This window comes from Saccharomonospora piscinae, from assembly GCF_005862235.1.
GTDB lineage: Bacteria > Actinomycetota > Actinomycetes > Mycobacteriales > Pseudonocardiaceae > Saccharomonospora > Saccharomonospora piscinae.
In genome coordinates, this window is the sequence record NZ_VCEK01000003.1 from 557,110 (window position 1) to 579,400 (window position 22,291).

Below are 22,291 nucleotides of genomic sequence, written 5' to 3' on the forward strand. Positions count from 1 at the left end.
CCGTTGACAGCCTCGGACGATGCGGGATTATGTTAGTAGCGATTAGCACCACGTAACGCAATCCGCAGTGATCCCCGCAGGAAGGACCGTGGGTGTGAGTACAGAGGCGTTCATCTACGAGGCGCTCCGCACGCCTCGTGGCAAGAACAAGGGTGGTTCCCTCCACGGAACCAAGCCGATCGACCTCGTGGTCGGCCTGATCGACGAGCTGAAGGCCCGCCACCCCGAGCTCGACCCCGCGCTGGTGGACGACATCATCCTGGGCGTCGTGTCGCCGGTGGGTGATCAGGGCGCCGACATCGCGCGAGGCGCCGCCATCGCCGCGGGGCTGCCCGAGACGGTCGCGGGGGTGCAGCTCAACCGTTTCTGCGCCTCGGGGCTGGAGGCCGTCAACCAGGCCGCGCAGAAGGTGCGCGCCGGGTGGGACGACCTCGTCATCGGCGGCGGCGTCGAGTCCATGTCCCGCGTGCCGATGGGCTCGGACGGCGGCGCGATGTTCACCGACCCGGCCACCAACTACGACGCCTACTTCGTGCCGCAGGGCATCGGTGCCGACCTCATCGCCACCACCGAGGGCTTCACCCGCGACGACGTCGACGCCTACGCCGTGCGCTCCCAGGAGCGTGCCGAGGCCGCGTGGGCGGGCGGGTACTTCAGCAAGTCCGTGGTGCCCGTGAAGGACGTCAACGGCGTCACCATCCTCGACCACGACGAGCATCGGCGCCCCGGCACCACCGTGGAGTCGCTGGCCAAGCTCAAGCCCGCGTTCGCCGACATCGGCGACTTCGCCGGGTTCGACGCGGTGGCGCTGCAGAAGTACCACTGGGTCGAGAACATCGACCACGTCCACACCGGCGGCAACTCGTCGGGCATCGTCGACGGCGCCGGACTGGTGCTGGTCGGTGGCGAGGCCATCGGCAAGCGCATTGGCATGCAGCCCCGGGCCCGCATCGTGGCCACCGCGGTCACCGGCTCCGACCCCACGATCATGCTGACTGGCCCCACACCCGCCACCGAGAAGGTGCTGGCCAAGGCCGGGCTCACGGTCGACGACATCGACCTGTTCGAGCTGAACGAGGCGTTCGCCGCCGTGGTCCTCAAGTGGATGAAGGACCTGCGGATTCCGGACGAGAAGGTCAACGTCAACGGCGGAGCCATCGCCATGGGTCACCCGCTCGGAGCCACCGGAGCCATGATCCTCGGCACGATGGTGGACGAACTGGAGCGGCGCCAGGCCCGGCGCGCGCTCGTGACGCTGTGCATCGGCGGTGGCATGGGCCTCGCCACGATCATCGAGCGCGTGTGAGGGACGAGAACACGATGACTGACTCCAAGACCATCCACTGGGAGAAGGACTCCGACGGCATCGTCGTGCTCACGCTCGACGACCCGTCGCAGTCGGCGAACACCATGAACGCCGACTTCCGGGAGTCGCTGACGGCGACCGTCGACCGCCTGGAGGCCGAGCTCGACTCCCTCACCGGCGTGGTGCTGACCTCCGCGAAGAAGACCTTCTTCGCGGGCGGCGACCTCAACGACCTGATCAAGACGACGCCGGACGACGCCGAGGCCGTCACCGAGCAGAGCAACGCCATGAAGCGGGATCTGCGCAGGCTGGAGAAGCTCGGCAAGCCGGTGGTCGCCGCCATGAACGGCGCCGCGCTCGGCGGTGGCCTCGAGATCGCGCTGGCCTGCCACCACCGCATCGCCGCCGACGTCAAGGGCAGCCAGATCGGCCTGCCCGAGGTGACGCTGGGCCTGCTGCCCGGCGGTGGCGGCATCGTGCGCACCGTGCGGCTGCTCGGCATCCAGAGCGCCGTCATGAACGTTTTGGTGCAGGGGCAGCGGCACCGGCCGGCCAAGGCACTGGAACTCGGGCTCGTGGACGAGCTCGTCGGCTCGGTGGACGAGCTGCTGCCGAAGGCCAAGGAATGGATCAAGGCCAATCCCGAGGCGCAGCAGCCCTGGGACGTCAAGGGCCACAAGATCCCTGGCGGCTCGCCCTCGAACCCGAAGTTCGCCGCGAACCTGCCCGCCTTCCCTGCCACCCTGCGCAAGCAGTTCAAGGGCGCGCCGATGCCCGCACCGCGGGCCATCCTCGCCGCGGCGGTGGAGAGCGCGCAGGTCGACGTCGACACCGGGTTCCTCATCGAGACCCGCTACTTCGTCAGCCTCGTCACCGGCCAGGTGTCGAAGAACATGACGAAGGCGTTCTTCTTCGACCTCCAGCACATCAACTCCGGCGGCTCCCGTCCCGACGGGTACGAGAAGTACCAGGCGCGCAAGGTCGGCGTGCTCGGCGCGGGCATGATGGGCGCCGCGATCGCGTACGTGGCCGCGAAGGCGGGCATCGACGTCGTGCTGAAGGACGTCTCGCAGGAGAACGCGGAGAAGGGCAAGGGCTACGCGGCCAAGCTGGAGGAGAAGGCGCTCTCGCGCGGCAAGACCACGCAGGAGAAATCCGACGCGCTGCTCGGCCGGATCACCCCGACCGCCGACCCGCAGGACCTCGCGGGCGTCGACTTCGTGGTGGAGGCCGTGTTCGAGAGCACCGAACTCAAGCACAAGGTGTTCCAGGAGATCGAGGGCGTCGTCAACCCGGACGCCGTGCTCGGGTCCAACACCTCCACCCTGCCGATCACCGGTCTCGCCGAGGGCGTGAAGCGGCGGGAGGACTTCATCGGCATCCACTTCTTCTCGCCGGTGGACAAGATGCCGCTCGTGGAGATCATCCGGGGTGAGCAGACCTCCGACGCCACCCTGGCCAAGGTCTTCGACTTCACGTTGCAGATCAAGAAGACCCCGATCGTCGTCAACGACAGCAGGGGCTTCTTCACCAGCCGCGTGATCGGGACGTTCGTCAGCGAGGCCGTGGCCGCGCTGGGTGAGGGCGTCGAGCCCGCGAGCATCGAGCAGGCGGGCCTGCAGGCGGGCTACCCCGCGCCGCCGCTGCAGCTGATGGACGAGCTGACGCTCACGTTGCCGCGCAAGATCCGCGAGGAGAGCAAGGCCGCCGTCGAGGCCGAGGGCGGCACGTGGACGCCGCACCCGTCGGAGGCGATCATCGACCGGATGATCGACGAGTTCGACCGCAAGGGCCGTTCCGCGGGTGCCGGGTTCTACGAGTACGAGGACGGCAAGCGCGCCGGCCTGTGGCCGGGACTGCGGGAGGCGTTCGGCAGCGGCACCGGCGGCACCGGCGAGGTCCCGTTCGCCGACCTGCAGGAGCGGATGCTGTTCGCCGAGGCGCTGGAAACCGTGAAGTGCTTCGACGAGGGCGTGCTGGACACCGTGGAGGACGCCAACATCGGGTCGATCCTCGGCATCGGTTTCCCGGCGTGGACCGGCGGCGTCGTGCAGTACATGAACCAGTACGAGGGCGGGCTCAAGGGCTTCGTCGCTCGGGCGCGTGAGCTGGCCGCGCGCTACGGCAGCCACTTCGAGCCGCCGGCGTCGCTGGTGGAGAAGGCCGACAAGGGCGAGATCTTCGAGTAGTCCCGCCCGTCCCGACCGACCGGAGGCCACCGACCCACCAGGGCCGGTGGCCTCCGTGCATCGTGTCCGCAGCCTGCGTAGTCGTGTCTGCACCGCACGATACGGACACGACTACCGGAACTGCGGACACGGCTACGGGAAATGCGAACTCGGCTACCGGAGCTGCGGACACGGCGTCAGAGCAGGGGTGGGACCATCGCCTCGATGAGGTGGGGGCCCGGCTCGGCGAGGGCACGGCGGAACTGCTCGGCGAGCTGTTCCGCCGTCCGGGCGCGCGTGGCGGGAACGCCGAAACCCTCGGCCATGCGGACGAAATCGAGGTCCGGTGTGGACAGATCGAGCAGGCCGCCCGCCTTCGGGCCGGACGACTCCGCGCCGACGCGCTGCAGCTCCATGCGCAGGATGGCGTAGGCACGGTTGTTCAGCAGCACCGTGGTCACGTTGAGGCCCTCGCGTGCCTGCGTCCACAGTGCCGGGATCGTGTAGAGGGCGCTACCGTCCGACTCCAGGTTGACGACCGGCCGGTCCGGAGCGGCCAGCGCGGCCCCGGTGGCGACGGGCATGCCCTGCCCGATAGCGCCGCCGGTGAGCGTGAGGACGTCGTGCCGGGGCGATCCGGCAGTGGCCGACGGCACGAGCAAGCCCGAGGTGTTGGCCTCGTCCGAGACGATCGCTCCCTCGGGCAGCAGCGCACCGATCACCTGCGCCCAGTTCTGCGGTGTCAGCTCGCCGGTCGGCAGTTCGGGCCGGTGCGCCGGGACGAGTTCGGGTGCGACGTCGGCCGCCACCTCGTCGGCCAGTTCGGCCAGCGCGGCCACCACGTCGTCGCCCACCTCGGCCAGCGTGTGTACCTGGGCGCCCTCGGGGACCAGCTCGCTCGCCTTGCCCGGATAGGCGAAGAACGACACCGGCGCTCGCGTACCCGCGACGACCACGTGCCGCACGCCGTCGAGCTGGTAGGACACCTGTTCGGCGAGGTAGCCGAGGCGTTCGATGCCGGGCAGTCCGGCGCCGCGTTCGAGGCGGGCGGGAAAGGTCTCGGTGAACGTCGTGGCACCCGTGGCCCTGGCGATGCGGCTCACGGCCCGCAGGCCGGGCTCCCGGCAGGCCGCGCCCCCCACGAGCAGTGCGACGGGCTCGCCACCACGCAGCACCTTCGCGATCTCGCGGACGGTCTCCGACGGTACGGGCCGGGGCTCGCGAGGCGTGCCGGGAGCGGCGGGCGCACCACCGTCGCCCCAGGACACGTCGGCGGGCAGGATCAGCGTGGCCACCCGGCCGGGTGCGTCACGAGCGGCCGCCACCGCGGCGGCGGTGTCGGTGCCGACCTGCGCCGGGGCCACCGACCGGTGGACCCAGCCGTCCAGCGAGCCCGCCACAGCCTCGATGTCGGATTCAAGCGGTGCGTCGAGGTTTTTGTGGTAGGTGGCGTGGTCGCCGACGATGTTCACCACGGGAGTACGGGCGCGGCGGGCGTTGTGCAGGTTCGCGAGTCCGTTGCCCAGCCCGGGGCCGAGGTGCAGCAGTGTCGCCGCTGGGCGTTGCGCGACGCGGCCGTACCCGTCGGCGGCACCGGTGACCACGCCCTCGGCGAGCCCGAGAACGGCGCGCATCTGTGGCACGTCGTCCAGAGCGGCGACGAAATGCATCTCCGAGGTGCCGGGATTGGTGAAACACAGATCCACGTCCGCGTCGGCCAGCGTGCGGATCAGGGATTGTGCGCCGTTCATCGCCATCGTGCGTCCTCCTCGGGGCGGGGTCACCCGAGAATACGCTTTCGGCGCCGAGTTCTGATGTGTCGTGTTCTACGAGTGGGGGAGGGGCAACGGGGCCGGCTCCGCGCCTGGTGCCGGCCCCGCCGGGTCAAGCCGGTCGCGACCTGATCAGACGAGCCAGCCGAGCAGGTGGGCGAGATGGGCCAGCACGCCCGTGAGCACGTCGCCGCCGGAGGTCGCGTGCATGACGAGGAACTGCATGAGGGGCTCCTTCACCAGAGAGATTTTCGTTGTGTGATGGGGAAGTGCGCGCACATCGCTTTCGAAAGCGAGATCGAGATTTCCAGCGCGGCGGCGTCGCTGTCAAAACCCGGAACGGACGCGGGCTCTCGGCGTGAAATCCCCTCAGGATAAACACGTAAGCCCTTCGGGTTTTACGCGGGGGCCGCGATTCCCCTGCTCTGGTGACGAGCCGTGTTCGCCCGACCGGGTCGTTCGCGTCGACAGCGTTCACGCATCGAAACAACTTCTTCGTTGTCACACCAACGAGTTAACTCATCGGCACGATCCGTGAAGATCACGACATTACCCGGTCGGGTGAACACGGCGGTGCGTAGAGCGTGTCTCACTTGGCGAGTCTCTTGTAGCAGGTGATGGCTGCGGCCAGGGTGAGGAAGGCCAAGTAGTGGCTGGGTTTGCGTTCGTAGCGGCTGGTCAGGATCCGGTAGCCGGTCAGCCGGGCGATCGTTCGTTCGATGACCCAGCGGTGTCTGCCGAGTTTGTCGCCGAATTCGATGGTCTTGCAGGCGATGCGCGGGATGATCTGGTGCTGGCGGAGTCAGTCGGAGCGTCCTCCCCGAAGGAATGACCGGTTCAACCAGCGCCCACAACTCGTCGGGCACCAGCCGCCGCGACAACTCATCAATCACAAGCCACCGTCGTGCCGGCGGCAAGATCAAGTGAGGCACGCTCTGAGGTGGCGCCGTCGCCCAGGAGATGGCGGTCGTGCTCGAAACCCTTGGCGAGGAGGTGCCGGTTCTCAGCCTGTTCGACGCTCCTCCTGTCGAGCTCGGGAACGGAGAAACCGCGGATGAACCGCCGGAGGACGTGCTTTCGCTGATCGAGCAATCGATCCGCGGTGCAGCCGGTGATATACTGGACGATCTGCCACGAAGACAACGTGGCCAAACTGTCGGCGATGGCCGATCACTGCGTTCGGCTTCTCGACGCCCACGAATCGCGGGAACTCAGTGGGAAAGTCGTTAGCATTGAGGCGGCGGGACCTCAAGACGTCGCAGACCGGTCGCGACCGTGGTGGGCTGACCTTGCCCAGGGAGGAGTAGAGACCTACTCGATCGACTGCGAGCACGAGGAGATGATGAACATGGATTCATTTCTGAGCATCGGAAAAAGTGTCTCTGACGTGTTCGCGCGGTACAGCTCAGCGCGGTAATCAGCGCTCGAGTCCTCTGTTTTATACGCCCAGCCGGAGGAATTCTCGACGTGCCCACGAAGGAATCTGACAACGCCAAGGTGAAACTGGGCAGCCGCTTCCACCGGCTCTTTGCCGCCACGCTCGTGTCGGCCACCGGCACCGGCATGCACGCTGCCGCGTTGCCCCTGCTGGCCCTGCAGAGCACCAGCAGCGCGATGGCGTTGAGCTTCGTCGTCGCTGCCGCTGAGATTCCCTGGGTGCTGCTCTCGCTGCATGCCGGTGTCGTGGTGGACCGGCTGGACCGCCGGCGGTTGATGGTGTGGGCCGACCTGGGCCGGTTCGCCGTCTTGGTCGCTCTCGTGGTGCTGATCCTGACCGCGCAGGTGAATCTGGCGTGGCTGGTGCTCGCGGCGTTCCTGCTGGGTATCGGCCAGGTCTTCTTCGAACTTGCCGCCCAGTCGGCCATTCCCGATTTCGTGTCGCGGGATTCGCGGAACCTGGCAACGGCGAACGGTCGGATCGCCGCGGCGGACAGCAACGGTGAGGACTTCGTGGGTCCCCCACTCGGCTCCGCCCTGTTCGGGGTGTGGAACGTCCTGCCGTTCGCCGGGAACGCTCTCTCGTTCGCCGCCAGCGGTCTGCTGGTCCTCTCGATCCGACCGGATGCCAAGACGAAGAAGACGTCCGACGCTCCGCGCCAGAGCGTGCGGAGCGAAATCGCCGAGGGCATTCGATGGTTGTTCGGCAACCGGACACTGCGGGCACTAGCCACGGCTTCCTGTCTCGGCAACGTCGTCGCCACCGCTCAGTTCGCGATGCTCGCGCTGCTGGCCAAAGAGGTCCTCGGACTTCCGGATTTCGGTTTCGGTTTGTTGCTGACGGCCACCGCGGTCGGCGCAACGGTCGGCGGACTGTCGGCCGCCGCCGCCAGCAAGCGATTCGGCTCCGGCACCGTGCTGCTCACAGCCAAAGCCGGCGTGGGCGCGACCGTTCTGGTTTTGGGACTTGTCACCAATTCATGGGTCGCGGCCGCGATGATGATGCTGACCGGTGCGCTGATGACCGCGGAGAAAGTCGTAGTCAGCACCCTGCGCCAGCAGATCGTGCCTCGCCACCTCTTAGGAAGGGTGCTCTCGTCGAGCAGACTGGTAGTAATGATTGGGGGACCGGTGGGCGCGATACTCGGCGGCGTGCTCGCCACCGTGTTCACCGTCCAGACCCCATATGTCGCGTGTGGTGTTTTCCTCATCCTGGTGACGCTGATGTTCTACCCCATGCTGAACAACCGAGCCCTGGAAAACGCTACGGACGAACCGGTTGTAGAAGAGCAGAATATTTCCTGAACCAAGGCGTTGCGCTTCGGTGATGTGGAGCGATCTTGTCTTGCGAGGGGAAAAGCGATTTTCTCGTGATTGTCTGCGGAGTAAGAGCCCCTAACACATTGGTCTGTTCGGCTCGCTGCGGCCAGGCGGCGCTTCGCTGCGTTGGAGGAGGCGCCCACGTACTTCCAGTACGCGGACGCCCCTCCGCCTTGCGAGCCTGGGCCCCCGCCGGGGACGCTCGCCACCCCGGTAGGGGACCGCCTGGCCGCCGCTCGCTGATCGAACGCCAGTGTGTAGGAGCTCTTATGCCCGGGCGAACGACAGGGTTTCCCCCTCGACGCCGCGCAGCCACAGGTCCTGTGCGGCGGCGGCCATCTCGTCCAGCCCTTCGGTGATCGTGGCGAACACGTTGCCGGGAACCCAGCCCGCGTCGCCGTTGATCAGCAGGTTGTTCCGGCCGTAGAAGATGGCGAGATCGGTAGCGCCCTGTGCGCTGTGGGCCTCACTGCCGTCGTCGTAGCCGTAGGCCGGATTGCCGATCTCCCATGGCTCGAATCCGAAGTAGACGACGTCTCCGGGAATCGGGGTGATGGTCGGGTTCTCGCGTCCCGGCTTCGGGTCGGCGAACGGCGGTACCAGGGTGTAGACCTCGTTGCGCGCGTACTTCGCGTGGTAGGCGGAGCCGCTCTGCGGCAGCGCGTCCCACACCGCCGCACACGTGCGGGGCGCCTGGTCGTCGAGCAGCTTCGCGCGGCAGGACACCCCGCGCTTGTCGAGCGTGATCGTGATGAAGCGAGCCACTGGCTCTCCTTACCGGTGGGGAGCGGGCGGTGTCAGGAGCCGTTCGTGACCGAGGCGACGACGTCGGTCCAGATTTCCAGGGCCTCGTCGACCTGCTCGGAGGTGACCACCAGCGGCGGGATCATGCGCACGACGTTCATGAACGCGCCGCAGGTGAGCAGCAGCAGGCCCTTCGCGGCGGCGGCCTTCTGCACGGCCTGGGCCGTCGCGTTGTCCGGGGCGCCGTCCGCCGTGACGAACTCCGAGCCGACCAGCAGTCCGAGCCCGCGCACGTCACCGATGGCGGGCGTCTTCTCGCCGACGGCCCTCGCGCCGTCGAGCAGTTGCCTGCCCCTGGCCGCCGCGTTCTCGACCAGGTTCTCGTCCCGGATGACGTCGAGCGTGGCGAGCGCCGCCGCGCACGACACGGCGTTGCCGCCGTACGTGCCCCCCTGCGAGCCGGGCCACGCCTTGCCCATCAGGTCCTTCGACGCGGCGATGCCGGACAGCGGGAACCCGCTCGCGAGGCCCTTGGCGATCAGCACCACGTCCGGCCGGACGTCGAAGTGGTCGTGGCCCCAGAAGCGGCCGGTGCGCCCGAAACCGGTCTGGATCTCGTCCATCACCAGCAGGATGCCGTGCTCGTCGGCGCGGCGGCGCAGCCCGGCCATGAACTCGCTGTTGGCGGGCACGTAGCCGCCCTCGCCGAGCATCGGCTCGATGAAGAACGCGGCAGTCTCCTGCGGCGAGGTCTGCGTGGCGAACAGGTAGTCCAGCTCGCGCAGTGCGAAGTCCGTGGCGGTCTTCTCGTCCCAGCCGTAGTGGTAGGCGTACGGGAACGGCGCGACGTGGACGCCGCTCATCAGCGGCGAGAAGCCCGCGCCGAAGCGGGTGCCGGAGGTGGTCATCGACGCGGCGGCGACCGTGCGGCCGTGGAACCCGCCCTGGAAAACGACGATGTTGGGCCTGCCGGTGGCCTGTCGCGTGAGCCGCAGCGCCGCCTCGACGGCCTCGCTGCCCGAGTTCGAGAAGAACAGTGAGTCGAGCCCGCTGGGCAGCACCTCGCCGAGCCGCTCGCTGAGTTCGAGCAGTGGGCGGTGCATGACGGTGGTGTACTGGCCGTGGATCAGCTTGCCGACCTGCTCCTGCGCGGCGGCCACGACGCGCGGGTGGCAGTGCCCGGTGCTCGTCACGCCGATGCCTGCGGTGAAGTCGAGGTGGCGGCGCCCGCTGGTGTCGTAGAGGTAGGCGCCTTCGCCGTGCTCGACGACGACCGGTGTGGCCTGCTTGAGGATCGGGGAAAGCTGGGCCATGACAGCGTGCTCCTTTGCGAGGCGGAACGACAACGGCGTGACGGGCGAGCGCGGCCGCGGGTGGGTCGCACCGCACCGGCCACCACCGGGGTTGTAGATTGTCAACAATATTCGTAGCATGGCACTCGCAGCGGCGCAATCAGCGACTTCAGGGAGTTCTCAATGAGCGCGGTCACCGAGTCCGGTGTGGTCGAGGCTGTCAACAAGGAGTTGTTCATCGGCGGCAAGTGGACGCAGGCCACCGCTGGGGCGACGTTTCCCGTACACGACCCGGCCACCGGCGGGGTGCTGTGCGAGGTGGCCGACGCCTCGGCCGACGACGGCCGAGCGGCGCTCGACGCCGCGTGCGCGGTCCAGGCCGAGTGGGCGGCCCACGCGCCGAGGGAGCGGGGCGAGATCCTGCGCAGGGCCTACGACGGGCTGATGGCGCGGCAGGAGGAACTGGCGCTGCTGATGACCCTGGAGATGGGCAAGCCGCTGGCCGAGTCCCGGGGTGAGATCGCCTACGCCGCCGAGTTCTTCCGCTGGTTCGCCGAGGAGGCGGTCCGGATCGACGGCGGCTACGCCGTGTCGCCCAACGGTGCGGGGCGCTTCCTCGTGACGAAGCAGCCCGTGGGCCCGTCCCTGCTCATCACGCCGTGGAACTTCCCGATGGCGATGGGCACGCGCAAGATCGGGCCCGCCGTGGCCGCGGGCTGCACGATGGTCATCAAGCCGGCCGCGCAGACGCCGCTGTCGATGCTGGCGCTGGCGCAGATCCTGGCCGACGCGGGGTTGCCCGACGGCGTGCTCAACGTGGTGACGACCCGCAGCGCGGGTGCCGTGATGGAGCCGATGATCCGGGACGGCAGGGCCCGCAAGCTCTCGTTCACCGGCTCCACCGGAGTCGGCAGGCGCCTGCTGGAGCAGTGCGCCGACAAGGTGCTGAACACCTCGATGGAGCTGGGCGGCAACGCGCCGTTTCTGGTGTTCGACGACGCCGACCTCGACGCGGCCGTGGACGGCGCGATGCAGGCGAAGATGCGCAACATCGGCGAGGCGTGCACGGCGGCCAACCGGTTCTACGTGCAGCGCGGTGTCGCCGACGAGTTCGCCCGCAGGCTCACCGAGCGCATGGAGGCCCAGCCCATCGGCCGGGGCACCGAGGACGGCGTGGTGGTCGGCCCGCTGATCGACCCCGACGCGGTGACCAAGGTCAGCGGCCTGGTCGAGGACGCCGCACGGCGCGGCGCGGAGGTGCTCACCGGCGGCGCCACCGTGGACGGGCCGGGTAACTTCTACCAGCCCACGGTTCTCACGGGAGTGCCGCGCGACGCGCGCATGGCCAGCGAGGAGATCTTCGGCCCGGTGGCCCCGATCTCGGTGTTCGACACCGAGGACGAGGCGCTGGCCGCCGCCAACGACACCGAGTACGGCCTGGTCGGCTACGTCTACACCAGCGACGTGAAGCGCGCCCTGCGGGTGAGCGAGGGGCTGGAGACCGGCATGGTCGGGCTCAACCAGGGCATCGTGTCGAACCCGGCGGCACCGTTCGGTGGGGTGAAGCAGTCGGGCCTCGGCCGCGAGGGCGGCACCGTGGGGATCGAGGAGTTCCTGGAGACCAAGTACGTCGCGGTGAGCCTGTGAGCGCGCCGGAGCGGACCTACGAGATCGCCACCATCCCCGGCGACGGCATCGGGGTCGACGTCACCGTCGAGGCGTGCAAGGTACTGGACGCGGCGGCGAGCCGGCACGGCTTCGCGCTGCGCTGGACCGAGTTCGACTACAGCTGCGAGCGCTACAGCGAGACCGGCGCCATGATGCCCGGCGACGGGGTGGCGACGTTGTCCGCCTTCGACGCGATCCTGCTCGGCGCCGTCGGCTTCCCCGGCGTACCCGACCACGTGTCGCTGTGGGGGTTGCTGATCCCGCTCCGCCGCGCGTTCTCGCAGTACGTGAACCTGCGCCCGGTGCGGTTGCTGCCCGGGACCACCTCCGTGCTCGCGGGCCGCGAGGCCGACGAGCTGGAGATGGTGATCGTGCGGGAGAACTCCGAAGGGGAGTACTCCACGCTCGGTGGCAGGCACAACGAGGGCCAGCCCGGCGAGTTCGCGTTGCAGGAGTCGGTGTTCACCCGGGTGGGCGTCGAACGCATCATCCGCTATGCGTTCGAGCTGGCCCGCACGCGCTCGCGGCGGGTGTGCTCGGCGACCAAGTCGAACGGCATCATCCACACCATGCCGTTCTGGGACGAGATCTTCGAGTCCGTCTCGGCCGACTACCCGGACGTGGCCGCGGAGCAGTGCCACATCGACGCGCTGGCCGCCAGGATGGTGCAGCAGCCCGACCGGCTCGACGTGGTCGTGGCGTCCAACCTGTTCGGTGACATCCTCAGCGACCTCGCCGCGGCGGTCACCGGCGGGCTCGGCATGGCCCCGTCCGGCAACATCAACCCGGAGCGCACCCGGCCGTCGATGTTCGAGGCGGTCCACGGCAGCGCCCCGGACATCGCGGGGAAGGGCATCGCGAACCCGGTGGCGCAGATTCTGGCCTCGGCGATGATGCTGGAGCATCTCGGTGAGACCGAGGCCGCCCGGTCGGTCGACGCCGCTGTGGAGAAGGTGCTGACGGAGGGCAGGGTCGCCACGCCCGACCTGGGAGGCCGGGCCACGACGGAGCAGCTCGGTTCCGCCGTGGCCGACGCCGTGTAGCGGCGGGAGCGGGGTGTCAGCGCTGCCGCAGTGGGCATCCCGCCTCCATGAGAGTGTTGGGCGTGCCCCTGCCAGGGCCGCTGTCCGTGGTGGGAGCGGCCCTGGGCACCGCACGCGGTGTGGTGTCGCTGGTCGGGGCACCCCGGCGGGCGACCCTGACCGGCCCCGGCCGCCTCTACATCGATGTCCACGGCATCCACGGGGAGGGCGGCGCCGGTGTCGCGCGGCGGATCGAGCGCGCGCTGGAGTCACATCCGCACGTGGACTGGGCGCGGGTGAACGGGCCGTCGTCGCGGGTGTGTGTCGCTGTGGCTCATCCGAGGCCGAGGACGGCCGAGATCGCGGCACTGGCGAGGCGGGCGGGCCGGGCCCCCGCCTCGCTCGACGACGAGGCCGTGGAGGACGAGGCCCAGCATCCCGCCGACGGTCTGCGCGGTACCCGGCTCGTCCCCACCCTGCTGGTGGACGCGGTGGGGCTCGGCATGTCGCTGCTGGCCCGGATCGCGCCGTGGACGCCGCTGCCCCCGGAGGTGGCCGCGCTGCTGGGCGTGCCCGGCCACCATCCCGAGCTCGCGGAGCGTCTGGCACACCGCGCGCACAGTCACACCCGCGCCGACTCGATGACGTCGATGGTGGGCGCGGTCGCTCAGGGGCTCGCGCAGGGCAACGAGGGGATCGTGCTCGACGTCGCCCAGCGCCTCGGTCAGTGGCGCGAGGCCAGGGCGCTGGAGCGCGCGTGGTGGGAGGTCGAGGGCCGGGTGGTCACCGGCCCCGACGCGGTGGCGGCGGCCGTGCCGCGTGGCGAACGACCCGCCGCGCTCGCGGACGGCGCCGTGGAGCGGTACCAGCGTGCGGCGCTGCGGGCCGGTGCCGTGGCGGCGTCGGCCGCGCTGCCGGTCGCCGGTCCGCGCAAGGCGCTGGCTCTGGGGCTGTCTGCCGTGCCGAAGGCGGCCGAAACGGCCCGCTCGGCGTTCGGTAGCGCTCTCGGGCGGGTGCTCGGCCTGCGGGGAGCGGTCGTGATGGACCGGGCCGCGCTGCGCCGCGTGGACCGCATCGACGCCGTGGTGCTCGACCGCGCGGCGCTGCGCACGGGCAGGCTCGCGCTGTCGGACCTGCTCGCGTTACCGGACGCGGACCCGCACGAGGTGGCGGAGCGGGCGTGGGGGTTGTTCGACCCGGCCACCGGGGCGGCGGGGCCCCGCCCCGGCGAGGGCGACAGTGCGGGCTGGTGGCTGGCACCGCTGGAGGGCTCGCGCGGACAGGCCGAGCGCGACCGCCTGCTGCGGCGCGGGGCCACCAGCGTGCTCGGGCTGGGCCGCGACGACCGGTTGCACGCGGTCGTGGGGTTGCGGGAGGAAACACTGCCCGGCGCGCACCTGCTGACCGTCGCCGCCCAGCACAGCAGGCTGCCCGTACACGAGACCGACGACGCGGCGGGCACGGTGCGCGCGTTGCAGGCACGGGGCCACGGCGTGCTGCTGGTCTCCGGGGACAGCGCGGCGTGTGCCGCGGCCGACCTCGGTGCCGGGGTATATGCCGACGACCATCCACCGTGGGGCGCGCACGTGCTCGTGGGCACCGACCTGCCGACGGCCGCGCTGCTCGTCGAGTCGGTCGGCGCGATGAAGGCACTGAACGCGCAGAGCATCCGCCTCAGCCAGACCGCGACCGGGGTCGGAGTGGTGGCGGCACTGCACGGCGGGCGCGGAAACCCCACCAGCCGCGTGATGCACGCCGTCAACGCGGGCTCCGCCGTCGCGCTCGTCGCCGCGCGTCGCCACGCGGTCCGGTTGCGGGAACCCCGCGCCGTCGAGCTGGTGGACACCGTCCCGTGGCACGCGATGCCGCTGGCCGCCGTGCTGCGGCGACTGGACTGTGGTGCGGGTGGGCTGTCCGAGAGCGAGGCGGCACGCCGGAAGTCCGAACGCGGTGTGGCCGCCCTCGCCGGCACCAGCCTGGGCAGCGCGTTTCTCGCGGAGCTGGCCAACCCGCTCACCCCGGTCCTCGCGGGCGGAGCGGCGCTGTCGGCCGCGGTGGGCTCCCCTGTGGACGCCGCGCTGGTGGCGGCCGTGGTGGGGGTGTCGGCGTTGGTCGGCAGCGTGCAGCAGTTGCGGACGGAACGCAGGCTCGCCGACCTGCTGAGCCGCTCCGCCGTCAGCGCGACCGTGGTGCGCGACGGTGATGCGCGGGTGGTGACCTCGGACGATCTGGTGCCGGGCGACGTCGTGGCGCTGACGGCGGGTGACGTGATCCCCGCCGACTGCCGCGTGGTGGACGCGGCTGGATGCGAGGTCGACGAGTCCTCCCTGACCGGCGAATCCCTGCCCGTGCCGAAATCGTCGGCCGCCGTCGTGGCCTCCGTGGTCGCGGAGCGCTCGTCGATGGTCTACGAGGGCACGACGGTGGCGGCGGGCGAGGCCACCGCCGTGGTGGTGGCGGTCGGCGACGACACCGAGGCGGGCCGCAGCATGGCGACGGCGAGGGAGGCGGCCCCCACCACCGGGGTCGAGTCCCGCATCACCGAGCTGACGGAGAAGAGCCTGCCGCTCGCGGTCGGCTCGGCCGCGGCCGTGGCCGGCGCGGGGCTGCTGCACGGTGTCCCGCTGCGCGACAGCCTGTCCAGCGCGGTGAACCTGGCGGTGGGCTCCGTGCCGGAGGGGCTGCCGTTCCTGGTCAACGCGGCCCAGCTCGCGGCGGCACGGCGGCTGGCGGAACTGGGTGCGCTGGTCCGCAACCCGCGCAGCATCGAGGCGATGGGCCGGGTGGACGTGCTGTGTTTCGACAAGACGGGCACGCTCACCGAGGGCAGGCTCAGCGTGAGCGAGGTCGACGACGGCCACGTTCGGTCGCGGGTCGACACCCTCTCCACGTCGTTGCGGCCGGTTCTCGCCGCGGCGTTGCGGGCGACGCCGCATTCCGACACGCCCCGGGATCTGCCACACGCCACCGACCGCGCCGTCGCCGAGGCGGGCCTGCGCCACGCGCTCACCCCGGCGTCCGGCGCGGCGGGCTGGCACGAAGTGGCGGCGGTGCCGTTCGAGCCGTCCCGGGGTTTCCACGCCACGGTGGGACGCACCCGCAAGGGCCTCGTGCTCAGCGTCAAGGGCGCACCCGAGGAGGTGCTGCCCCGGTGCCGGCTCGACGCGCGTACCCGCAAGCGGCTCGGCGGCAGGCTCCGGGTGCTGGCGCAGGCCGGCCACCGGGTGCTCGCCGTGGCCGAACGGACGTTGGATGCCGGGGTCGAACCCGGAGCGTGGACCGAGCCGGACGCGGTCGACGGGCTGACCTTCCTCGGCTTTTTGGCCATCGCCGATCCGGTGCGCGGCAGCGCCGCCCCGGCGGCGGCGCGCCTGCGGGAGGCCGGTGTCCACATCGTCATGCTGACCGGCGACCACCCCGCCACGGGCGAGGCGATCGCGTCCGCGATCAACGGCGACGACGGCGGACTGCACGTGGTCACCGGCGCGGAGCTGGACGAGCTCGACGACGCGGGCCTACGCGAACTCCTGCCGGGGGTGGACGTGATCGCCAGGTGTACCCCGGCTCACAAGACCCGCATCGTGGAGACCTATCGCGCCCTCGGCAGGACGGTGGCGATGACCGGCGACGGCGCGAACGACGCTCCGGCGATCCGCCTGGCCGACGTCGGCATCGCGCTGGGCGGCCGGGGCACACCCGCGGCCCGCGCGGCGGCCGACGTGGTCGTGGCCGACGACACGCTCGAAACGATCATCGAGGCGCTGGTGGAGGGCCGCGCGATGTGGGCGTCGGTGCGCGCAGCGCTGGGCGTCCTGCTCGGCGGCAACCTCGGTGAGATCGCCTTCAACGTCCTCGGCGCGGCGGCCACGGGCCGCTCCCCGCTCGGCGCGCGGCAACTGCTGCTCGTCAACCTGCTCACCGACCTCGCGCCCGCGATGGCCATCGCCCTGCGCCGACCGGACGGCGCCACCGTCGAGGACCTGCTGCGGGAGGGGCCGGAGTCCTCCCTCGGCACCGCGCTGCACACCGAGATCGGGGTACGGGCCGCGACGACGGCGGGGGCGGCGACGGCGGCGTGGACGCTGGCCCGGCTCACCGGGCGGCGGCGCAGAGCGGGCACCATCGCCCTCGCGACACTGGTGGGCACTCAGCTCGGCCAGACTCTGCTGGCGGGAGGGCGCAGCCCGGCGGTGCTCGCGAGCGGACTCGGTTCCGCGGCCGTGCTGGCCTCGGTGGTGCAGGTGCCGGGGGTGAGCCACTTCTTCGGCTGCACCCCGCTCGGCCCGGTGGGGTGGGGCATCGCCCTCGGCAGCGCGACGACGGCCACGGCGCTGGGCGCGCTGGTGGGCTGAGGCCGACTGAGATCGACACCGCCTTTGATGCCATGCTGCCGGGCATGGAGCGGGAACTGTCCGACGGACGAGAGCACGTGCGGCGTCATGTGCCGAACGTTGTCGCCCCTGAGGTACTCAGCGGCCTGCCCTACGGCTCCGAACTACCGCCCCAGGTGACCGGCAAGGACGTGACCGGCTCGGTCAGCGCGAGTGACATGGTGCTCAAACTGCGGGAGGAGCGGCTGTGACGGTGCGGCACCGCGACCGCCCAGCACGGCCCCGCGCCCGGCGCGGACCGCTGACCGGCGGGTTCACTCCTCCGGTCGATCCGCTCCGGTGACCAGCGTCGTTCCCGGTGCGAGTCGCTGGACGGCGTCCTCCATGTGCGCCTCCAGCAGCGTGAGCAGCAGGTCCTCGTCGCCGTCGCGCAGCGCCTCGATGATGCGGTTGTGCTCGGCGATGCGCTCGTCGACTCCCTGGTTGCCGTAGGTGCCCTGGAGCTCGGACAGACACATCCGGGTCTCGATGAGCAGGGTGCGGGCCATGCGCACCAGCCTGCCGCTGCGTGAGGCCGCGATCAGCGCCTCGTGGAACGCGAGGTCGGCCTCGCTCAGCGCGGTGGGATCGTCCTGCTCGTCGGCCTCCGCCATCGCCGTCACCGCGTCGGAGAGCACGTCGGCCACCCGTTCGCGGTCGGGACCACGCACCACGCGCTGGGCCGCCGCCCGCTCGATGGCCGAGCGCGCCCAGTAGATGTCGTGGACGTCCTCGGCCTCGAGGTCTATCACGAACAGGCCGCGATGCGGCTCACTGCGCAGCAGCCCTTCCGAGACGAGCCGCTGCATGGCCTCCCGTAGCGGCCCGCGCGAAACCTCGAACCGCGCCGCGAGGTCCGACTCCCCGAGCTGGGTGCCGGGCGGGAGCGAGCCGGTCATGATCGCTTCCCGGAGCTGCCGGGCGATGATCGACGCGGTCGACTCCCGGTTGACCGGCTCGATGTCGGCGAGCACGGCTCAGTCGCCCTTCTCGCGGAACAGCGTCCCCAGTCCCGGCACGGCAGCGGTGACGCCCGCGAGGCGCAGACCCTCCCACACCGTCACCTGATTGGCGGTGAGGACGGGCTTGCCGAGGCGTTGCTCCAGCGGGTCGAGCAGCGCGAGCGTGCGCATGGCCGTGTCCGGCACGAGCAGGGCGTCGGCGTCGGGCCGGTCGCGGCTGACCACCAGATCCACGACCTCGTCGGTGGACAGCCTGCCGACCTCGGCCGCGGTGACGATGTCGGCGCTCGACATGCCCACCACCTCCACCCCGCCGCGCCCCAGGAACTCGACGAACAGCTCCGCCACGTCGTCGGGGTAGCTCGCCGCGACGGCCACGGTGCGTACGCCCAGCGCCCTGGCAGCGCGGACGAAGGCGAACGACGTGCTCGACGCCGGCAAGCCCGCCGCGGCCGCGGACAGCGACGCCACCTGCTCGTGGGCACCGTCCCAGCCGTACACGAAGCTGCCGGAGGTGCAGGCCCACACCACCGCGTCCGGTTCGTGCGCGGCGAGCTGGGTGGCGCCCTCGGCCAGCCTGGCGGGACTGCCGAGGTCGAGCAGCTCGGCCACGGCGTGCAGGTCGGTGCCGTAGATGTGCTCCACGGCCAGCCTGGCCGTGCCGCTCAGCAGCTTCTCGGCGTATGGGTAGTCGTCCTCGGCGGCGTGGTCGGGGTAGATGAAGCCGACCGTGACGGCCTCGTCCTGCTGCGTGGGCGACAAGGGGCACCTCCTGACGGGACGTGGATTGTCAACAATCCTACTGGAGAAATCAACTGACCTCGCGGAGCCACCGGCCCGGCCCCACGATCGGCAGGCCCATGCGCCGCAGGCACGCCCACATCGTGAGCTGGTTGGCGGTGAGGACCGGCTTGCCGAGCGCGTTCTCCAGCGGGTCGATCACGTCGTAGGTCGGCAGGTTGGTGCAGCTGATGAAGATGGCCTCGGCGGCGTCGTGGTTCGCGGCGAGGATGCGCTCCGCGATCGTGCGGTAGCTGACGCGCCAGATGCCGCCGCCCAGCCCGAGATGGTCACTCGACACGGTGGTGACATCCAGTTCGCCGAGGAAGTCGTGCAGCTTCGTGGTCAGGTCCTCGTCGTAGGGCGTCAGCACGGAGATCCGCCGGAGGTCGAGCTGTCCCAGCACCTCGGCCAGCGCTCCCGAGGTGGTGACGGCGTCCGGCGCACCGGCATCGCAGATCACCTTGCGCAGCGAGAGTTCCGAGTCGACGCCGTTGACGAAGCTGCCCGACGTACACAGGTACGCCACCACCTCCGGCTCGACGTGCAGGACGTCGCGTGTCGCCGCCGCGAGGTGCGCCGAGTTGCTGACCAGATGAGCCATCTCCATGCTGACGGGGACCGGCTCGTACGGCGTGCGTGCCAGATGCAGCGAGACCTCCATCGGCACCCAGCGCCACAACTCGCGTTCCAGCGCGAGGTCGAACGGGGCGATCACGCCGATACCCCGCTGTGCCAGCGGGCCCTCGAACGCGGGGATGTCCCAGGTTGCGAAATCCAAGGATCGACCTCCGACGGCGTTTGTGCATGAAGGGGCCTCCGGGGGTGCTCCTCGGATTGTTGACAATCATACGACTGCCTCATACCGTGTCAACGTGAGTGGCACGGATTGTCCGGTGCTCGCCGTTTTGTGCGGCGATCAGCGGCCCCCGGATATGGACCCCATCGAACGCGCGGCGACGGTGCGTTACACCGATGCCGCCGGGCTTCCCGACGCGCTGCGCGGGGCCGACGCCCTGTTCGTCTACGACTTCCTCTCCAGAGCCGTGCCCGATGCATGGCACGCGGCCGACCGGCTGCGCTGGCTGCACATCGCCAGCGCGGGCGTCGACCCCGTCCTGTTCCCCGAACTGCGGGACAGCGACGTCGTGCTCACCAACTCGCGCGGGGTGTTCGACTCGGCCATCGCCGAGTACGTGCTCGGTGTGGTCATCGCGTTCGCCAAGGACTTCGCGGGTTCGCTGCGCCTGCAACAGCGCAGCACCTGGCGGCACAGGGAGACCGAGCGGGTGGCGGGGACCTCCGCTCTCGTCGTCGGTACCGGGCCGATCGGCCGGGCCATCGCCACGCTGCTGCGGGCCGTGGGGATGCGGGTCGCGGGCGCGGGCCGTCGCGCCAGGGACGGCGACCCCGACTTCGGCACGGTCGTGTCGTCGGACGAGCTGTCCCGGCACCTGCCCGACTTCGACGTGGTGGTCGCCGTGGCCCCGCTGACGGAGCAGACCAAGGGACTGTTCGACGCGGAGGCGTTCGCCGCGATGCGGCCCGGCGCGCGGTTCGTCAACGTGGGCAGGGGCGAGCTGGTCGTCACGGGCGACCTGGTGTCGGCGCTGCGTTCGGGGCAGCTCTCCGGTGCCGCGCTCGACGTCTTCGAGCAGGAGCCACTGCCGCAGGACAGTCCGCTGTGGACGATGGAGAACGTCTTGCTCTCCGCGCACATGTCCGGTGACGTCGTCGGGTGGCGCAACGCGCTCGTCGAGGTGTTCGCCGACAACTTCGCTCGGTGGCGCGACGGCGGGCCGCTGCGCAATGTCGTGGACAAGCGCCTCGGCTATGTACCCTCGACGGCCTGACGCGCTACACGGCATCGCCACCGACGACGAGGAGATCCATGTCGAGCACGCACCCCATGCTGACCGCCAGTGAGCTGGTGGCCGCGTACTCGTCCGGCGAGCTGTCGCCGATGGAGGCCACCCGCGCGTCGCTCGACGTGATCGCCGAGCGCGACCAGGACTACCGCGCCTACACGCTCGTCGACCCCGAGGTCGCGCTCGACGCGGCCCGTGGCTCGGAGGAACGCTGGCGCCAGGGCAACCCGATCGGGTGGCTTGACGGTGTGCCCGCGTCGGTGAAGGACATGTTCCTCACGCAGGGCTGGCCCACCCTGCGCGGCTCGCTGTGCCTCGAGCGCGACCAGCCGTGGGAGGTCGACAGCCCCGTCACCGCGCGGATGCGGGAGAACGGGCTGGTGCTGCTCGGCAAGACCACCACGCCCGAACTCGCGTGGAAGGCCGTCACCGACAGCCCGCTCGACGGCATCACCCGCAACCCGTGGAACCCCGCGCTCACCCCGGGCGGGTCCAGCGGCGGCAGCGCCGTCGCCGTGGCGACCGGGATGGGCGAGCTGTCGGTGGGCACCGATGGCGGCGGGTCCGTGCGGATTCCCGCGTCGTTCTGCGGCGTCGTCGGGTTCAAACCGACGGGCGGGCGCATCCCGCTGTACCCGGCGAGCCCGTTCGGCGCGCTGTCGCACGCCGGCCCGATGGCGCGCTCCGTGGACGACGTCGCGCTGCTGCTGGACGTGCTGGCCACGCCCGACCCGCGCGACCCGGCGGCCCTGCCGCCCCCGCCGGGCACCTACCGCGAGGCGGTGCGCCGCGACGTTCGCGGGCTGCGTGCGGCGTACTCGCCCGACCTCGGCTACATCGACGTCGACCCGGAGATCGCGCAGATCGTGGTGTCCGTGGTCGCCGCACTCAGCGAGGCGGGACTGACCGTCGAGGACGCGAACCCGGGGTTCGCCGACCCCGCCGAGGCGTTCGGTGTCCTGTGGGCCACGGGCGCGGCGAAGTGGCTCGACTCGTTCCCTGCAGGCTCGGAGGAGCGCGTCGATCCCGGCCTGCGGCAGGTATGGGAACGCGGTCGCACCTACTCCGCGGGCGACTACCTCGACGCCATGGCCGCCCGCGCGGCGCTGGGCATCCACATGGGGGAGTTCCACACGCGCCACGACGTGCTGATCACTCCCACGGTGGCCGTCCCGCCGTTCGAAGTCGGCCACGAGGTGCCGCCGGACAGCGGCCTGGGCGGCTGGCCGGAGTGGGCACGGTTCTCGTACCCGTTCAATATGACGCAACAGCCCGCGATCACGGTCCCGGCGGGATTCACCGGGGCCGGACTGCCCGTGGGGCTGCAGATCGTGGGCCCCCGGCACTCCGACGATCTCGTGCTGGCCGTGGCAAAGCTGGTCGAGGAGATCAACCCGTGGCCGACCGACCGCCCTGCGGGTGCCAGCGACTGAAGATCGGGAAGCCGTGTCCGCAGCCTGCGTAGCCGTGTCCGCAGTTCCCGTAGCCGTGTCCGCACCGCAGGATGCGGACACGGCTCCCTAACCTGCGGACACGGCTCCCTAACCTGCGGACACGGCTCCCTAACCTGCGGACACGGCTC

At 70.6% G+C, this 22,291-nt stretch carries 16 protein-coding genes and 1 pseudogene; 9 read left to right on the forward strand and 8 right to left on the reverse strand.

Going from position 1 to position 22,291, the window contains the following annotated elements; all coding sequences use genetic code 11:
* Positions 1–94 precede the first annotated feature (94 nt).
* Both FFT09_RS13740 and FFT09_RS13745 read left to right on the forward strand, forming a co-directional pair.
* The gene (locus FFT09_RS13740; RefSeq protein WP_138382930.1) at positions 95–1,306 is read left to right on the forward strand and encodes an acetyl-CoA C-acetyltransferase; all 1,212 of its coding nucleotides are present in this window, start codon (positions 95–97) and stop codon (positions 1,304–1,306) included.
* Between the two features lie 14 nt (positions 1,307–1,320).
* Entirely contained in the window at positions 1,321–3,495 is a 2,175-nt protein-coding gene (locus FFT09_RS13745; protein ID WP_138382931.1) for a 3-hydroxyacyl-CoA dehydrogenase NAD-binding domain-containing protein, read from the forward strand.
* Between the two features lie 176 nt (positions 3,496–3,671).
* On the opposite strand, the gene FFT09_RS13750 is transcribed toward FFT09_RS13745, so the two are convergent.
* From FFT09_RS13750 to FFT09_RS13760, 3 genes and pseudogenes are all read right to left on the reverse strand, one after another.
* A complete protein-coding gene (locus FFT09_RS13750; protein ID WP_208544439.1) occupies positions 3,672–5,225 on the reverse strand; it encodes an acetolactate synthase large subunit in 1,554 nt (517 codons plus the stop codon).
* Between the two features lie 610 nt (positions 5,226–5,835).
* A pseudogene (locus tag FFT09_RS13755) lies at positions 5,836–6,033 on the reverse strand (transposase); the annotation flags it as partial.
* Positions 6,034–6,131: 98 nt separating this feature from the next.
* Positions 6,132–6,389 carry a hypothetical protein gene (locus FFT09_RS13760; protein WP_138382933.1) on the reverse strand — a complete coding sequence of 86 codons (258 nt, stop codon included), beginning with the start codon at positions 6,387–6,389 and terminating at the stop codon, positions 6,132–6,134.
* A 324-nt stretch (positions 6,390–6,713) separates the two neighbouring features.
* Here FFT09_RS13760 and FFT09_RS13765 point away from each other — a divergent pair, with 324 nt between their 5' ends.
* Entirely contained in the window at positions 6,714–7,988 is a 1,275-nt protein-coding gene (locus FFT09_RS13765; protein WP_244231355.1) for an MFS transporter, read from the forward strand.
* A gap of 282 nt (positions 7,989–8,270) precedes the next feature.
* Here FFT09_RS13765 and FFT09_RS13770 read toward each other — a convergent pair whose 3' ends face one another.
* Together FFT09_RS13770 and FFT09_RS13775 are read right to left on the reverse strand one after the other, a co-directional pair.
* Positions 8,271–8,768: a DUF3830 family protein gene (locus FFT09_RS13770; protein WP_024874789.1), complete on the reverse strand. Its 498-nt coding sequence runs from the start codon at positions 8,766–8,768 to the stop codon at positions 8,271–8,273.
* A gap of 32 nt (positions 8,769–8,800) precedes the next feature.
* On the reverse strand, positions 8,801–10,060 hold the full coding sequence (locus FFT09_RS13775; RefSeq protein WP_081191403.1) for an aspartate aminotransferase family protein: 1,260 nt from the start codon (positions 10,058–10,060) through the stop codon (positions 8,801–8,803).
* 162 nt (positions 10,061–10,222) lie between these two features.
* On the opposite strand from FFT09_RS13775, the gene FFT09_RS13780 reads away from it, so the two are divergent.
* From FFT09_RS13780 to FFT09_RS13795, 4 genes are read left to right on the forward strand one after another with little or no spacing between them, the layout of a single operon-like run.
* On the forward strand, positions 10,223–11,686 hold the full coding sequence (locus tag FFT09_RS13780; protein ID WP_081191402.1) for an NAD-dependent succinate-semialdehyde dehydrogenase: 1,464 nt from the start codon (positions 10,223–10,225) through the stop codon (positions 11,684–11,686).
* The gene (locus tag FFT09_RS13785) at positions 11,683–12,750 is read left to right on the forward strand and encodes a tartrate dehydrogenase (RefSeq protein ID WP_138382935.1); all 1,068 of its coding nucleotides are present in this window, start codon (positions 11,683–11,685) and stop codon (positions 12,748–12,750) included. The genes FFT09_RS13780 and FFT09_RS13785 overlap by 4 nt, the downstream gene beginning before the upstream one ends.
* Before the next feature lie 47 nt (positions 12,751–12,797).
* The gene (locus FFT09_RS13790; protein ID WP_138382936.1) at positions 12,798–17,081 is read left to right on the forward strand and encodes a cation-translocating P-type ATPase; all 4,284 of its coding nucleotides are present in this window, start codon (positions 12,798–12,800) and stop codon (positions 17,079–17,081) included.
* A 44-nt stretch (positions 17,082–17,125) separates the two neighbouring features.
* Positions 17,126–17,311 carry a hypothetical protein gene (locus tag FFT09_RS13795; protein WP_138382937.1) on the forward strand — a complete coding sequence of 62 codons (186 nt, stop codon included), beginning with the start codon at positions 17,126–17,128 and terminating at the stop codon, positions 17,309–17,311.
* Between the two features lie 63 nt (positions 17,312–17,374).
* Here the strand turns inward: FFT09_RS13795 and FFT09_RS13800 are convergent, their stop codons facing one another.
* Genes FFT09_RS13800 through FFT09_RS13810 form a run of 3 tightly spaced genes read right to left on the reverse strand, consistent with a single transcriptional unit; the run spans position 17,375 to position 19,622 of the window.
* Positions 17,375–18,073, reverse strand: a complete 699-nt coding sequence (locus tag FFT09_RS13800; RefSeq protein WP_024874783.1) for a GntR family transcriptional regulator — start codon at positions 18,071–18,073, stop codon at positions 17,375–17,377.
* Positions 18,074–18,076: 3 nt separating this feature from the next.
* Positions 18,077–18,823 carry a maleate cis-trans isomerase family protein gene (locus FFT09_RS13805; RefSeq protein ID WP_024874782.1) on the reverse strand — a complete coding sequence of 249 codons (747 nt, stop codon included), beginning with the start codon at positions 18,821–18,823 and terminating at the stop codon, positions 18,077–18,079.
* A 49-nt stretch (positions 18,824–18,872) separates the two neighbouring features.
* Positions 18,873–19,622 (reverse strand): maleate cis-trans isomerase family protein, encoded by a 750-nt coding sequence (locus FFT09_RS13810; RefSeq protein ID WP_024874781.1) that lies wholly within the window; start codon positions 19,620–19,622, stop codon positions 18,873–18,875.
* Positions 19,623–19,776: 154 nt separating this feature from the next.
* Here FFT09_RS13810 and FFT09_RS13815 point away from each other — a divergent pair, with 154 nt between their 5' ends.
* Together FFT09_RS13815 and FFT09_RS13820 are read left to right on the forward strand one after the other, a co-directional pair.
* Positions 19,777–20,694, forward strand: coding sequence for a D-2-hydroxyacid dehydrogenase (locus tag FFT09_RS13815; RefSeq protein ID WP_081191398.1), 918 nt, complete (start codon positions 19,777–19,779; stop codon positions 20,692–20,694).
* 38 nt (positions 20,695–20,732) lie between these two features.
* Positions 20,733–22,142, forward strand: a complete 1,410-nt coding sequence (locus FFT09_RS13820) for an amidase (RefSeq protein ID WP_138382939.1) — start codon at positions 20,733–20,735, stop codon at positions 22,140–22,142.
* Positions 22,143–22,291: the final 149 nt, after the last annotated feature.